Origin of the sequence: Pseudomonas sp. 14P_8.1_Bac3, from assembly GCF_025466085.1 — a bacterium.
Lineage (GTDB): Bacteria > Pseudomonadota > Gammaproteobacteria > Pseudomonadales > Pseudomonadaceae > Aquipseudomonas.
Map to the genome: position 1 here is coordinate 82367 of NZ_JANLOD010000007.1, position 15467 is coordinate 97833.

Here is a 15467-nt window from a genome sequence, read left to right on the forward strand (position 1 = left end):
CATCGTCCGTTCAGACCATTTTTCACCCGCGGACAAACCGCCGTGCACCCGGGCAAACCTAGTCTTGTCGGACGATGTTTCGCTCGCGCTCAGGATCAATCATTCAGCCCATCTTCGCTGGTCAGTCGGCACTTGCCCCGTTAGCGGCAGGCCCGGCGGCCACCCGAAAACAATAAGAAGCTGAGGAATTGAAATGAGCGTCCTGTTCGAGCCGGTTACCCTGGGCGAGCTGCAACTGGCCAACCGCATTGTCATGGCGCCGATGACGCGTAGCCGCGCCCTGGTCGACGCGATACCCGGCAGCGACATGGTCGAGTACTACCGCCAGCGCGCCGGTGCCGGGCTGATTGTAGCCGAGGGCACGGCGCCTTCCGCCAGCGGCCTGGGTTATTGCCGCACGCCGGCCATCTACAGTCGCGAGCAGATCGACGGTTGGCGGCAGGTCACCGACGCGGTGCATGCCGAGGGTGGGCGCATCGTCCTGCAGCTGATGCACGTCGGTCGCGCCGCCAGTCAGCACAACAAGCCGGCAGGGGCTGCCACGGTGGCGCCTTCGGCACTGCGTGCACGCACCCAGGTGTTCAGTGACAGCGCGGGGCTGGTGGACACCGACGAGCCCCAGGCCCTGACGCTACAAGGCATCGCTGACGTCATCGAAGACTATCGCCAGGCCGCAATCAATGCACGTCAGGCCGGGTTCGACGGCGTCGAGCTGCACTGCACCAGCGGCTATCTGCCGATGCAGTTCATGGCCAGCGGCAGCAATCGGCGCAGCGATGCCTACGGTGGCGATGCGCGCGGCCGCGTGCGCTTTGCCAAGGAAGTGATCGAGGCCATGGTCCATGCGATTGGCGCCGGACGCGTCGGATTTCGCCTGTGTCCCGGCAACCCCTACAACGACATTGAAGACATCGATCCGGCGGCCACTGCGGCGGCCCTGTGCGAAGCCGTCGCGCCGCTGCGCCTGGCTTACCTGCACATCATGCGTTCGCCGTTGCTCGACCTCGATGCCTTTGCTCTGGCACGCAAACACAGCCCTCACGCGTTGATTCTCAACGATGGTTTCGACGGCTCTTCGGCCAGCGCAGCGCTCGCGTCGGGCGAGGGTGCTGCTGTGTCGTTCGGTCGTCATTTTATTGCCAACCCCGATCTGGTCGAGCGCTTGAAGCACGGCCTGCCGCTGAGTCGCTTCGACCGCAAGACCCTCTACACACCGGGCTCGACCGGCTACTCGGATTACCCCGCCTATCAAGCAGCTGCCCAGGAGGTGACGCCATGAACCTGAATGACGTGACCCGCCTGTTGCCGAACCGCCCGGTGCCACGGGAGCAGACCCAGGCCCTGCTTGACCAGCGTTCGGCGGCTGCCGGGCTGATCAAGCCCCGCGACCTCTTCACCCTGGCCGACCGCCTGGAGCATCAGGCGCGCGAGCAGGGCGAGCGGACGTTTCTGATCTATGGCGAACAGCGCCTCAGCTACTTCGAGGTCGATGCGCGGGCCAACCAGATGGCCCATACCTTTTATGCCAACGGCCTGCGCGCAGGCGATGTCTGCGCCCTGGCCATGGAAAACCGTCCGGCGTTTTTCTGCACCTGGTTCGGCCTGGTCAAGCTCGGCGTGGTAGTGGCGTTCATCAACACCCAGGTCAACGGCCGCCCGCTGTTGCACGCCTTGCAGACCACCGAAGCCAAAGCGCTGGTGGTCGGCGAGGAATGCCTGGCCAACGTGCAGGCGACGCAAGGGTTTCCGGATTTGCCGTGCTGGCTGATACGTGACCCGGAAAACCCGTGGGCGGATGTGTTGCCTAAAGGCGTCGACGGGCATTTCGATGCGCGCCTGGAGAAGGCCCCGCGCACACCGTTTCCCCGCGATATCCGCGCGCACATCGATGCGCAGACCCCGACGCTACTGATCTTCACCTCCGGCACCACCGGCCTGCCCAAGGCGGCGCGCTACAGCCACATGCGCTGGATGTCTTCGGGGGATGTGATGCAGGCCACGTTGAATGTCACGTGCGAGGACGTGTTCTATTGCTGCCTGCCGCTGTACCACGGCGCCGCTGCCACGTCGGTGACATCGACGGCGCTACGGGCCGGTGCGGCCATCGTGGTGCGGCGCAAGTTCAGCGTGCGTGAATTCTGGAATGACGTCGCGCGCCATCAGATCAGCATTTTTCAGTACATCGGCGAAATCTGCCGCTACCTGCTCAACCAGCCACCGCGACCGGGCGAACGCGAGCACAGCCTGCGCTGCATGCTCGGTGCCGGCCTGTCGCCGGATTCCTGGCAGCGCTGGCTGGAACGCTTTGGCCCGATCCAGGTGTTCGAGGGGTGGGGCGCTACCGAGGCGAATGCCGCGCTGATCAACGTCGATAACTATTTCGGTTCCTGCGGACGGGTGCCGGACTGGAACAAGACCAACCTGCGTCTGGTGCGTTACGACATTGAAAACGACTGCCATCCACGGGACGAAAACGGTTTCTACCAGCTGTGCAACGTCGGCGAAATCGGTGAGGCCATGGGCTTCATCGTCGATCACCCGGAGATCGGCGGCGGCCGTTTCGAGGGTTACACCTCGAGCGAAGCCACCGAGAGCAAGATCCGCCGCAATGTGCTGCGCGAGGGCGATGCCTATTGGAGTTCCGGTGACCTGCTGCGCGAGGACGCCGATGGCTACTGCTATTTCGTCGACCGCATCGGCGACACCTATCGCTGGAAAAGCGAGAACGTGTCGACCCAGGAAGTGGCCGACGCCCTGAGCGATCTGTCAGGCCTCGAGCTGATCAACGTTTACGGTGTCCAGGTGCCGGGGCATGAAGGCCGTGCCGGGATGGCCGCGGTGCTGATGCAGGCTGATCGCGCATTCGATCCGCAGGCCCTGTATGCCCTGACCGAAGCGCGCCTGCCGCGCTATGCGGCCCCGGTGTTCATTCGGGTCACCCGGTCGGCAGACCTGACCGCCAGCTTCAAGCTGCGCAAGGTCGACCTGCAGCGCCAGGGTTATTGCCCGGATCTGTGCCACGATCCGCTGTTCATTCGCGACGATCAGGCCCGCACGTATGTGCCTTACTCGGTCGAGGCGCTGACGCGCGCCGGGCTGGCACCTTTCGCGGTGGCTGACCATGGCTGATCTCGACGACAACGGTCACGAACTGCGCGGCGGCCTGCGTTATCCCTGGCCGCAGGCGCCCGACGCCGGTCAGGTGCGCGAGGTGGCGCCTGGGGTGTGGTGGCTGCGCATGCCGCTGCCGTTCCGCCTGGATCACATCAACCTCTATCTGCTGCGCCATACCGATGGCTGGGTCGTGGTGGACACCGGCATGAACACCGAGCAGACCCGCGAAGTCTGGGATCAGGTACTGACCCAGGTGTGCGACGGCCTGCCGCTGCTGGCGGTGGTCTGCACCCACTTTCACTCCGATCACGCCGGGGTGGCCGCGTGGCTTTCGGAACGCTTTCACTGCCCGGTGTACATGACCTTCAGCGAATTCCACGCGCTGCACCTCAGGTTTCCCGGTGATCGTCCACCGGGCTGGGACTTGCTCGATTTTTACCGCAAGGCGGGTGTCGATGACGAGCGAAGTGCCGAGATGTTCGCGGTGATGAGCAACGCTCACTTCCTCCCCGCGCCACTGAACCATTACCGCCGTTTGCGCGAAGGCAGCCAGTTGCACATCGGCGGTCGTACCTGGCAGGTGGTCATCGGTCGCGGTCACTCACCGGAACACGCCTGCCTGTATGCCGCCGAAGACGGCCTGCTGATCTCCGGCGACCAGGTCTTGCCGCGCATCACCTCGACCGTCGGCGTGCACGCTACCGAACCGTTGGCCGACCCGCTGCGCGACTGGCTTGACTCCATCGAACATCTGCGTGCCTTGCCCGACAGCGTGCTGGTGCTGCCGGCCCATGAGCGACCGTTTTTCAATTTGCACACGCGCCTGGATCAGTTGGAAGCCCATCACCGCGGGCATCTGGCGCTGCTGCTGGCCAGCTGTGACGAGCCGCGCACCGCGCTCGAACTGATGGCCGTGTTGTTTCCCAAGTTGTCGGGTCGTTTCGACGAACTGATGGCGCTCGGCGAAACGTTGGCCCATGCCAACTACCTGGTGGCTGAAGGTGCGCTCGAGCGGGAAGAGGACCGGGGGCGCTATCGCTACCGGAGTGCTGTAAGGGGAGCGTGCGCTGTTACACCGCTCAGGGTGTTCTGAGCGGGCGACACGGCAGCCGTGTTGAACATTCCAGGCAGCCAGCCGGCTGCCCTTCAGGAGAGTCAGTGTGATCAACAAAAACAACAATAACTCTACGGTCATGGGTTCGAGCACGTTTCAGGTCACGGGCCTGGCGGCAGCCATCGCGCTGGCGTCGACACCGGTATGGGCCGGTGACACGGTCGAGTTCGACAACGGCGCGACCATGGACTGGTCGGTGACCACCAGTTATGGCATCGGTGTGCGCACCGGTAGCCAGAGCGATCGCTTGAAGACGATCAACGCCGACGATGCCAACCGCAACTTCGATCGCGGCAGCCTGACGACCAACCGCGTGGGGGCGCTGGGAGAACTTATCCTGCGCAAGGACAACTACGGTGCCGTGGTGCGCGGCAGTACCTTCTACGACGACGTCTACCACCAGAAAAACGATAACGATTCGCCGGCCACCGTGAACAAGAACGGCAGCAACGACGAGTTCACCAGCGACACCCGCTATTACAGCGGCGGTCGTACCCGCCTGCTCGATGCCTACGTATTCAGCGGCTGGCGCTTTGACAACGACACCATGCTCGACGTCAAGGCCGGGCGACACATCGAGTCCTGGGGCGAGAGCCTGTACTACCCGGGGGTGAACGGCGTCCAGAACCCGTCTGACGCGGTGAAAGCTTCGCAGCCGGGGGTTGAAGTCAAGGAAGTGCTGCTGCCGGTAGGGCAGTTCTCCGGTTCGTACCGGCTCAACCCCAGCATCACCTTCGGCGCCTATGTGCAATACGAATGGAAAGGCACCGAACTTCCGCCCGTGGGCAGCTACCTGTCGAGCAGCGATGTGGTGGGGCCGGGTCGTGAGTTCCTCTATGCCAACGGCCAGAAGGTCGCCTATCGCGGCACCGACGAACCGCGCGATGGCGGCCAGTGGGGCGTGCAAGTGCGCTACCGCCCGGTGCCGGCCATCGAACTGTCGCTGTTCCACGTCAACTATCACGACAAGAACCCGGCCAGCGCCCTGGTCGGCTACGACCCGCGGGCGCTGGGTGGCGGGTTGTATGCCATGACCGGCCCTAATGGTTACCGGATCAAGTATTTCGAAGACATCAAGCTGACCGGCATCAGTGCCTCGACCAAGATTGGCGAATACCAGATTGGCGGCGAATGGTCGTACCGCGACGGTGCGCCGGTGATGGTCAATACCGGACTTGGCGCCGTGCCGGCCAAGGGCAAGGGCCAGCAAATGCAGTTGTCGGCGATGCGTATCCTGGGGGACCGTCCGTGGGCCAACCAGACCACGCTGACCGCCGAAGTCATCCGCGTGCAGGTCGACAGCGTCGAATCCACGTCGGCTGCGCCCAACCTGCAAGGTCTCAACCTCGTGCCCGCCGTGGCAACTCTAGTGGCCCCATCCGATGACTACACCTACAGCACCAGCGGCGGTTACCGCACCAAGTCTTCCAGCGCCTACACCGTGGGCGCATCGTTCAGTTATCCGGGAGTTTTCCAAGGCTGGGATCTGGAAGTCCCCTTCAGCTTCTCCAACGTCTTCAGCGGCTCCACGCCCATGGCCGGGAGCATCTCCGGAGTCGCAGGCGACCGACGTCTAAGCATGGGCACCACGTTCAAATACCTGAGCAATCTGGAAGTCGGCCTGAAATACATCGCCTACCTGGGCGAGCCCGACCCGATCGATCGTCCGTTCGCGGACCGTGACTACGCCACGTTCTCGATGAAATACACCTTCTGATCCATCACTCGGTGTCCGTGACTTACGGGCTTGAACACAACCTTGAACTGGCCGAAGCCCGACGCTTCGGCATGGAGGCACTATGGGGCTCAAAGGGCATGCGGCCATTGTTGGCACCGCGCAATACAAACCGGAAAAATACGCGACCGCGCCGCGGATGTTCCACCTTGAGCAGGTCGCCGACCTGGCGGCCCAGGCACTGCGCGACGCCGGACTCAAAGCCTCGGACCTCGATGGCCTGGTGATCAACGGCCCGCATTTTCATGAGGCGTCGGTCTTTGTACCGGCGATGGCTGCCGAGTACCTCGGCTTGCGCCTGAACTTCGCCGAAGTGGTGGACCTGGGCGGCTGCACATCGGTGGGCATGGTCTGGCGCGCCGCCGCTGCGATCGAACTGGGGCTGTGCCAGGCCGTGTTGTGCGTGATTCCCGCGCGCATGGCGCCGTTGGGCCCGGATGAAGACCCTGGCTGGATGGCCCGGTCCATGCGCTTTGGTGGACACAGCACGGCATTCGGCGCCCCCGAAGCCGAGTTCGATCTGCCTTACGGACACATGGGGCAGAACACCGGCTACGCGATGATCGCCCAGCGTTATGCCGCGCAATACGCCTACGACCAGCGGGCCATGGCGAAGATCGCCGTCGACCAGCGCACCAACGCCCTGGCCAACCCGCAAGCGATGTTCTACGGCCAACCGTTGACCATCGAGCAGGTCCTGGCCAGCAAAATGGTCGCCGATCCGTTGCACGTGCTGGAGATCGTCATGCCGGTGGCCGGTGGCGCGGCAATGATCATCACCAACAAGGAAGTGGCGGCGCGGTCGCGCAAACGCCCGGCCTTCATCACCGGCTTTGGTGAGCACCTGGCATTCAAGTCGCCGTCCTATGCCGAAGACATGCTCAACACGCCGATTGGCCCTGCTTCCCGGAAAGCCTTCGCCATGGCCGGAATCAAGCCCAAGGACGTCGACGCCGCGCAGATCTACGACTGCTACACCATCACCACGTTGCTGACCCTGGAAGATGCCGGGTTCTGTGGCAAGGGCGAGGGCATGGCGTTCGTGCGCGAACACGACCTGACCTGGCGTGGCGATTTCCCGATGAACACCCACGGCGGTCAACTCAGTTTCGGCCAGTCGGCTTCGGCCGGTGGCATGAGCCAGGTGATCGAGGCGGTGACGCAGATCGCCGGCACCGCTGGCGAGCGCCAGTTGGGGCGCTGCGACAGCGTCTACGTCTCCGGCACCGGTGGCGTGATGAGTGAGCAGGGCGCATTGATACTTCAGGGAGCATAAGCACATGTCCAACAACAAACCGATGCCGGTCGCGACGCAGATCTCCGCGCCGTTCTGGGAGGGGCTGAAGGCCCGCCGCCTGTTGATCCAGCAATGCAACGCCTGCGCGCACTGGAACTTCTACCCCCGCCGCCATTGTCCGGTGTGCCTTGAGCATGACCTGGCATGGCGCGAAGTGGATGGCGCCGCGACGCTTTACAGCTTCACGGTGACGCGGATTGCCACGTTGCCCGACTTCATCGATGAAATGCCGCAGAAACTGGCGGTGGTCGAGCTGGCGGAAGGCGTGCGCATCAACACCAACCTGGTCGGCCTCGAGGAAGATGAAATCGAAATCGGCATGCCGTTGCAGCCGGTGTTCGCCGAAGTCGACGCCAAGGGCAATCGCCTGCTGCGTTTCACCGGGGTGGACAAGGATGTCGCGAGCCTTGAATCGCTGCCCGCGCAGGACAGTGAGCCGGCACCGGCGACAGCGGCGCAGCCAGACGTTCGGCAAATCGACCTCAATGACGGGCCGGCCTTGCAGGCCCTGGTCAGCGAGGAATTCAGTGGCTGGAGCAATGTGGTGGTGGTCGACCAGGCACTGATCGATGACTTTGCCCGGTTGTCCGGCGACGATTACTGGATTCACACCGATCCGGAGCGCGCACGCCTGCAAAGTCCGTTCGGCGGCACCATCGCCCACGGTGCGCTGGTGCAGGTGCTGCAGTCGCGGATGAAACTGGCGCTGGGCTTCGAGATCAGTGGTTTCAGTACCCAGATCAACTACGGCTCGGACCGCCTGCGGTTCCCGGCGCCGGTGCCGGCCGGTTCGCGCATCCATTCCCGGGCCCGGGTGAAAAAAGTCGACCTGTCGGCCCGTGGCACCCAGTTGACCCTGGAACTCACCACCCACGTGGTCGGCCAGGACCGACCGTCGGTGATCAACGACCTGGTGATTCTGTACATCGCCTGATTCTGTCGGGGCCAGGCTTGCTGGAGATGACTCGAGGGCGCCGCGTTCATTCAGGTAACACGCGTCATCGTTGACGACCATCGCGAGCAAGCTCGCTCCTACAGGTTTTGGGTCGTACTCAAGATCGAGGATCACGCATTCCTCTGTAGGAGCCAGCCTGCTGGCGATGGACGCGAGGGCGCCGCGTTCATTCAGGTAGCACGCGTCATCGTTGACGACCATCGCGAGCAAGCTCGCTCCTACAGGTTTTGGGTCGTACTCAAGATCGAGGATCACGCATTCCTCTGTAGGAGCCAGCCTGCTGGCGATGGACGCGAGTGCGCCGCGTTCATTCTGGCGGCACGCGTCATCGTTGACGACCATCGCGAGCATGCTCGCTCCGACCGGGCGTGAATGGCATCGCTTCTTCCGGCTCTGTGCCATTTACGCCATTGCATAAGCCATTTGGACGATGTGTCTCCCAGGCCTTGCGCCGACTATCCCTCCAGAGGCAATGCCCATCTCGATTGCCTCGCATGCTCCGGCGCCTGACAAGAACAAGAGGATTGGCCCTATGACTTGCCCTATGCACGCGTGCCTCAGACAGGAGTGTGCGTCATGCGCTCTGTAATCGGCTACGCGGTCTGCCTGGTGGTCGCCCTGACCATCGGCTACACCTTTTCACCAAAAACGCCCCCACAAGAAGAATTGTTTGCCACGCGCCCGGACCGGGTGCAGATCAATGGCCTGCTCAATCTGGGCTCGCGCGTGGTCGCCGTGGGCGAGCGTGGCAGCATCCTGCTCAGCGACGACCAGGGTGTCAGCTGGCAGCCCGCCAGCGTCGACACGCAACGCAATGCCACGCTGACGGCGGTGGTGGCTCTGGATGACCAGCGCTTGCTGTCTGTCGGGCATGACGGCTGGATCCTGCGTTCGCAGGACGCCGGCAGCCATTGGCAGGAAATTCGCTACGACGCCGACCTGGGCGAACCGCTGCTGGGGATCTGGAGCGGTGGTGGCGACAACGTCATGGCCTTCGGCAGTTTCGGCAAGTTCTATCAATCCCTCGACGCCGGGCAAACCTGGACGCCGCGGTCCCTGGACATCGACAGCGCACACCTCAACAGCATGGCGGGCGGCAAGGATGGCCGGCGTATGTTGGTCGGCGAGCAGGGCCTGGTGCTGCGCACGGCCGATGCCGGCCAGCACTGGCAGACCTTGCCGGCGTTCTACAGCGGCTCGCTGTTCGGCATCGTGCGCCTGAGCGCGGACAACTGGGTGACCTACGGCATGCGCGGGCATGTGTTCGTCAGCCACGACTTCGGCGATACCTGGACCCAGATCAATGTCGGCAACCAACTGCCGCTGTACGGCCATGTGCTGTTGCCCGATCACTCGGGCCTGGTGATCGTCGGTGCCGGCAGCTCGGTGGTACGGCTTGATGCACAGGGCGCGCTGGTCGGCGTGACGCGCCTTTCCGGACTCGGCACGTTGACCTCGGCGACGGTGGTCGGCTCACGCCTGCTGGTCGGTGGTGAGCGCGGGGTATTGCAAGGTTCAGGTGGCAGCGTCGCTGCCCTAGTGGCCACACCGGCCACCCGGTAAAAGAGAGGCGGGCAATGAATCAAGGTAAACACTGGGTGACGCGCGGCGTCGAAACGTGTGCTGACCACCTGATGGCCTGGCGCAAGGGATTGCTGTTGCTGTTCGTCCTGGTAACGCTGGGCCTGGGCTACAGCGCCACCCACACGCAACTGGATCCGGGGTTCAATAAACAGATTCCGGTGCGTCATGAATACATGATCAATTTCCTCAAGTTCAGCCGATATTTCACCGGCGCCAACCGCTTTCTGGTCAGCGTGCGCTGGAAAGGCGAGGGTGACATTTACAACGCCGAGTACCTGGAGACGCTGCGCAAAGTCACCGACGACGTATTTTTCATCTCCGGGGTCAGTCGCCCCAGCGTGACCTCGCTGTTCACCGCCAATGTGCGCTACATCGAAATTACCGAGGAAGGGTTCTTTGGCGATGTGGTGGTGCCGCCGCGCTTCAGCGGCACCGCCGAGGACCTGGCGCAGGTGCGCAGCAACACGGCGGCCTCCGGTCAGGTCGGGCGGCTGGTGGCCAACGACCTGAAATCGGCCATGGTCCGCGCCGACTTGCAGGACACGGATCCCAAGACCGGTCAGCCGGTGTCGTATGTCGACATCGCGACGCGCCTTGAAGAAATCCGCGGCAAATACAACAGCCCCGACATCGAGATCAACATCGTCGGCTTCGCCAAGCTGGTGGGCGACGTCGTTGAAGGGCTGAACACCGTGATCGGCTTTTTTGTCGTGGCCTTCCTGATCACCGGGTTGCTCCTGTGGCTGTATTCCCGTTCCCTGCGCCTGACCGTGGTGGCGCTGCTGGTCGCATTACTGCCGGTGGTCTGGCTGTTGGGGCTGTTGCCGTTGCTGGGCCTGGGCATCGATCCAATGTCGATCCTGGTGCCGTTCCTGATCTTCTCCATCGGCGTGTCCCATGCGGTCCAGATGACCAACGCCTGGAAACAGGACGTGCTGGCCGGCAACACTTCGAAGGACGCGGCGCGCTCGGCGTTCTGCAAGATTTTCATCCCTGGTTCCCTGGCCTTGCTGATGAACGCCCTGGGCTTCGCGGTGATCATGCTGATCGACATTCCGATCGTTCATGAACTGGGGGTGACGGCCTGCATCGGCGTGATGCTGATGATCATCACCAACAAACTGATGCTGCCGATCATCATTTCCTACCTGCGCCTGGAACCCGCGCTGCTGCGTCGCGCGCAATCCCGGACGACGGGCAAGCATCGCCTGTGGTGGCGGCTGTCGGCACTGGCCGAACCGGGGCCGGCCCTCGGGGTGTTTGCTATCAGCCTGTTGCTGCTGTTGGCCGGGGCCTACAAGGCCCGTGACCTGGCGGTGGGCGATATCGGCGCGGGCGCCCCGGAGCTGCGGGCCGATTCGCGCTACAACCAGGACAACGAAAAGATCATCAACAGCTACTCCATCGGGCTCGACGTGATGTCGGTGTTCGTGCAGGTCAAGGGGGTCGAAGAAGGCTGCCTGTCGCCTGCCGTGATGCGGGCCGTGGAGGCGTTCGATTTTCGCATGCGCACCGTGACGGGCGTGCAGTCGATCCAGAGCGTGGCGGACATGGGCAAACGGGTGATCGCCGGTAATAACGAAGGCAACCCGCGCTGGGCAGCGATTCCAGGTTCGCCCCGGGGCTTGAGCCAGGGCGCGCGGGCTTATATGCCGGATGATGGACTGGTCACCGATGGCTGCCAGCAAATGCAAATCCTGGTGTTCCTGGCCGACCACGAGGGCAGCACCGTCAGCCATGCGATCACTGAAGCCAAGCGGATCATTGCCGAGGTCAGCTCGCCCCAGGTCGAGTTCCTCCTGGCGGGTGGCAACGTCGGGGTGATGGCGGCCTCCAACGAGGCGGTCAAGCGCGCCGAAATCATCATGCTGGGCGCGCTGTTCGGTTCGGTGGCGCTGTTCTGCTGGCTGACTTTCCAGTCGATCCGCGCGGTGCTGTGCATCCTGGTGCCACTGGCGATTGTCGCGATCCTGTGCAATGCACTGATGACCCTGCTCGGCATCGGCCTGAAGGTCGCGACGCTGCCGGTGATGGCGTTGGGCGTGGGGGTGGGGGTCGATTACGGTATCTATCTGTATGAGCGCATCCAGCACGAAATGCTCCGTGGTGCCAATCTGCGCGAAGCGTTCTACCAGGCCATGTGCCAACGCGGTACTGCCGCCGTGTTCACGGCCGTGACCATGGCCATCGGCGTTTGCACCTGGGCGTTCGCCCCGCTGAAGTTCCAGGCCGATATGGGCGTGTTGCTGTCGTTCATGTTCCTGGTCAATGTGCTCGGGGCGATTTTCCTCCTACCGGCACTGGCTGCCTGGTTCAACCGTGGGCGACCGCTGGTCACCGAGCGGGTCCGCCAGCAGGTGCCTGCGCAAGGTCAGTTCCGGCTGAAAAACAGCCCGGCGGCGCGTGATTCACGGTAGCCAAAAATAAACCTGCCGCGCCTATTGTGGAGTGTGCGGGCGATGGCGAAACTGAAAACGCGGGTGCCATTGCAGGGCCCCGCAGGCAAGTCGCAGTCAAGCGGGAGAACTTCGGTTCTCCTTGGCCGAAATTATAAAAATAACAAGGGAAGGGCGCCGTCCTTACCCGAGCTAGGAGAAGACTATGCAAGATGTTGTCTTGACCCCTGAAGCCCTGGCGGGCCTTGGCCTGGACCTCACACGCTTCAGCCAGTTGGTGGGCGAAGTCTACGAAGGCGCCCTTGACCCGAAACTGATGGCCAACGCACTCAAGAGCTTCCTGAAGGTTTACGACGCCAACTACGTCACCCTGATCCTGCGCGTGCCGGACCAACCCGACATGGGCGTGATGATCATCGCCGGTGATATCGAAGGCGCCGGCGATGTCAGCTACATGACCTATCCGCAGACCAACACGCCGTTCGTCAACCAGCCGCTGGATCAGGTGTTCGCCGTCGATGACATCATGACGTCCACGGAGTGGGAGCATAGCGCCTACTTCAAGGCATTCTGTGGCCCCAATGACGTGTACCACGTGATGGGCGCCGACATCTCCACGCCGGACGGCGGCAAGCTGCGCTTTCGCATCACCCGGCCGAAACGCTCTCCGAATTTTTCCGCTAACGACCGGGCGCTGTGCGCGATGTTCCTGCCGCATCTGCGTCGGGCCTTGCAATTGCACAACCTGCTGGACCGCAGCGAGTCGCTGAGTGAGTTGTATTCCCAGGCCATCAGCCGGTTGTCGGTGGCCACTCTGGTGCTCGATGAGAGCGGCAGCGTGTTGCGGGTCAACGCGGTGGCCCAGGAAATCCTTGCGCGTTCCGACGGCCTGAAACTGGTGGGCGGACGGCTCGAGGCGACGTACCCCAGCGATAACCGTGAGCTGCAACGCTTGATTCGCGCCGCCTTCGTACCTGATACCCCGAAAAGCGCCGAGGCCATGTCCGTGACGCGGCCCTCCGGGCTGGTCAACCTGGGCGTGGTGGTGGAATCGATTCCCTCCCTGGACTGGGCTGAAGAGAAGGGGCAGCCCGCGGCGCTGGTGTACATCCGCGATGCGTCGAGCAAATCCCTGGCCAGCGAAGTGGTAACCAAGCAGCTGTTCAACCTCACCAAGGCTGAAACCGCCCTGGCCATGGAACTGGCCAACGGCTTGTCCCTGGAAGAAGCGGCCGAGGTCCTGAATATCCGGCGCAACACCGCGCGGGCGCACCTGCGCTCGATCTTCTCCAAGACCGGCGTGCGACGTCAGACCGAACTGGTGCGGATCATGCTCAACAGCGTGGTGGCCCTGGGGAAACCCAGGCTTGCGTTGAAAATGGCTGAGAAAATCAAGGTGCCGCCACCGCAACTGGCCGTGCCAATGTATCGCCACGCCTGAGCCTCAAAGACCATCGCCAGGCCGCGATCGGCTGCCTGGCGCCGCGGTCACTGTCCCGTCGCTTTTTTAGTCCGCACGGACGATGCCGTCTCGTGATCGCCCTGTCGATACTGGGCGGACTTATCACGGAGAACCACCATGCCTATTACCGCCATCACTGGGAGCGCCTCTGGCATCGGCGCCGCCGTCTCCACCGCCCTGCGCGCCGCCGGGCACCAGGTCATCGGTATCGATCGCAACAACGCCGAAGTGATCGCCGATCTGTCCACTCCCCAGGGACGCGACGCCGCCATCGCGCAAGTTCTTGAACTCAGTGGCGGGGTGCTCGACGGGCTGATCTGCTGCGCCGGGGTGGGTGTCACCGCGCCGAGCTGCGGTCTGATCCTGGCGGTCAACTACTTTGGTGTCAGCCAGTTGCTCGACGGCTTGCAAGGGGCGCTGGCCAAGGGGCAGCAAGCGGCGGCGCTGGTGATCGGCTCGGTGGCGGCGACTCATTCTGGGCCCGATGGCCTGCCGATGATCGACGCGATGATCGCAGGCGATGAGGCCCGGGCGCTGGCATTGGCCGAGTCGCTCGGCCAGCCGCATGTCGCTTATGCCGCTTCCAAATCGGCCATCAGCCAGCACGCTCGCAGCCTGGCCGTGAGCTGGGGCAAACAGGGCTTGCGCTTGAACGTGGTGGCACCGGGCGCGGTACAAACCCCGCTGCACCAGGCTTCGTTGGACGATGCACGCTTCGGCCAATCGACCCGCGATTTTGTCGCGCCCCTGGGCCGCGCCGGGCAACCTTCGGAAATCGCCGCGGTGGTAGCGTTCATGCAATCGCCGCAGGCATCGTTTATTCATGGCAGCGTCATCTTCGTCGATGGCGGGATGGACGCCATGGTCCGCGCTTCCCGCTTCTAAAAGGAATCTGCATGAACAAGGTGGCATTCATCACCGGCGCCAGCCGAGGCATTGGCCGCGAGGCGGCACTGGCATTCGCCCGCGCCGGCTTCGACCTGGCCATCAGCGCCCGCACCCTCAATGAGGGCGAACAGCATGAACATGCCCTGCGTGACGCCGCCGGAGCGCCGCTGGCCGGCAGCCTCAACGGCAGCGCCGACGCGTTGCGCGCGCTCGGTTGCCGGGTGCTCGTGGTGCCGATGGACCTGCTCGACAGCGACTCGGCCCTGGCTGCGTGCCAAGCCGTGCTGGCCGAGTACGGACGCATTGATGTATTGATCAACAATGCCATCTACCAGGGCAGTGACCTCAACGCCGGGTTCATGGCCCTGCAGGCCGAGACCCTGGAGCGGATGTTCCAGGGTTACATCCTCACCCCGTTCCTGTTGACCCGGGCAGTGGCGCAACACATGGTGACGCGTGGCAGCGGGGTGGTGATCAATGTCACCTCCGGTGCCGGCGAAACCGACCCGCCATTGCCGGCGGGCAAAGGCGGCTGGGGTTATGCCTATGGGGCGGGCAAGGCGGCGGTGTCGCGCCTGTCCGGGGTGCTGACGACAGAACTGGGCGAGGCCGGTGTTCGCGCGTATACCCTCAATCCGGGCGTTGTCACCACTGAAGCACTCAAGGCCACCATCGGCGATAAAGGCCTGATCGCCTTGCGCGCCGGCAGTGCACCGCCGCATGTCCCGGCGGCGGTGATGCTGTGGCTGGCCACCGCCGAACAGGCGCCGGACTTCCAGCGCCGAACCATCGCCGCGCAGCCGTTTGCGCTGGAACACGGCATCGTCGCCGACTGGCGCTAACCCCCGCAAAGGGGCCGGGTGTCGAACACCTCATCTTCAACCAACACGGAACCTGTGGGAGCGGGGGGGGGGGGGGGGGG

The 15467-nt window shown here is 63.6% G+C and carries 11 protein-coding genes; all 11 read left to right on the top strand.

Annotated elements, in window-relative coordinates:
* The first annotated feature begins 193 nt into the window (after positions 1 to 193).
* Positions 194 to 1279, top strand: coding sequence for an alkene reductase (locus NTD84_RS02810; protein WP_262163408.1), 1086 nt, complete (start codon positions 194 to 196; stop codon positions 1277 to 1279).
* A complete protein-coding gene (locus tag NTD84_RS02815; protein WP_262163410.1) occupies positions 1276 to 3129 on the top strand; it encodes a long-chain-acyl-CoA synthetase in 1854 nt (617 codons plus the stop codon). The genes NTD84_RS02810 and NTD84_RS02815 overlap by 4 nt, the downstream gene beginning before the upstream one ends.
* Positions 3122 to 4207: an MBL fold metallo-hydrolase gene (locus NTD84_RS02820; RefSeq protein WP_262163412.1), complete on the top strand. Its 1086-nt coding sequence runs from the start codon at positions 3122 to 3124 to the stop codon at positions 4205 to 4207. Before NTD84_RS02815 ends, NTD84_RS02820 begins: the two co-directional genes overlap by 8 nt.
* A 67-nt stretch (positions 4208 to 4274) precedes the next feature.
* Positions 4275 to 5945, top strand: coding sequence for a DUF1302 domain-containing protein (locus NTD84_RS02825; RefSeq protein ID WP_262163414.1), 1671 nt, complete (start codon positions 4275 to 4277; stop codon positions 5943 to 5945).
* An 82-nt stretch (positions 5946 to 6027) separates the two neighbouring features.
* Positions 6028 to 7239, top strand: a complete 1212-nt coding sequence (locus NTD84_RS02830; protein ID WP_262163416.1) for a thiolase family protein — start codon at positions 6028 to 6030, stop codon at positions 7237 to 7239.
* A gap of 4 nt (positions 7240 to 7243) precedes the next feature.
* The gene (locus NTD84_RS02835) at positions 7244 to 8194 is read left to right on the top strand and encodes an OB-fold domain-containing protein (protein ID WP_262163417.1); all 951 of its coding nucleotides are present in this window, start codon (positions 7244 to 7246) and stop codon (positions 8192 to 8194) included.
* Between the two features lie 597 nt (positions 8195 to 8791).
* A complete protein-coding gene (locus NTD84_RS02840; protein ID WP_262163418.1) occupies positions 8792 to 9778 on the top strand; it encodes a WD40/YVTN/BNR-like repeat-containing protein in 987 nt (328 codons plus the stop codon).
* Between the two features lie 14 nt (positions 9779 to 9792).
* Entirely contained in the window at positions 9793 to 12216 is a 2424-nt protein-coding gene (locus NTD84_RS02845; protein ID WP_262163420.1) for an efflux RND transporter permease subunit, read from the top strand.
* A 184-nt stretch (positions 12217 to 12400) separates the two neighbouring features.
* Positions 12401 to 13636 (top strand): helix-turn-helix transcriptional regulator, encoded by a 1236-nt coding sequence (locus NTD84_RS02850; RefSeq protein WP_262163421.1) that lies wholly within the window; start codon positions 12401 to 12403, stop codon positions 13634 to 13636.
* Between the two features lie 138 nt (positions 13637 to 13774).
* Entirely contained in the window at positions 13775 to 14542 is a 768-nt protein-coding gene (locus NTD84_RS02855; protein ID WP_262163422.1) for an SDR family oxidoreductase, read from the top strand.
* Positions 14543 to 14553: 11 nt separating this feature from the next.
* A complete protein-coding gene (locus NTD84_RS02860) occupies positions 14554 to 15387 on the top strand; it encodes an SDR family NAD(P)-dependent oxidoreductase (protein ID WP_262163423.1) in 834 nt (277 codons plus the stop codon).
* The last annotated feature ends 80 nt before the right edge of the window (positions 15388 to 15467 follow it).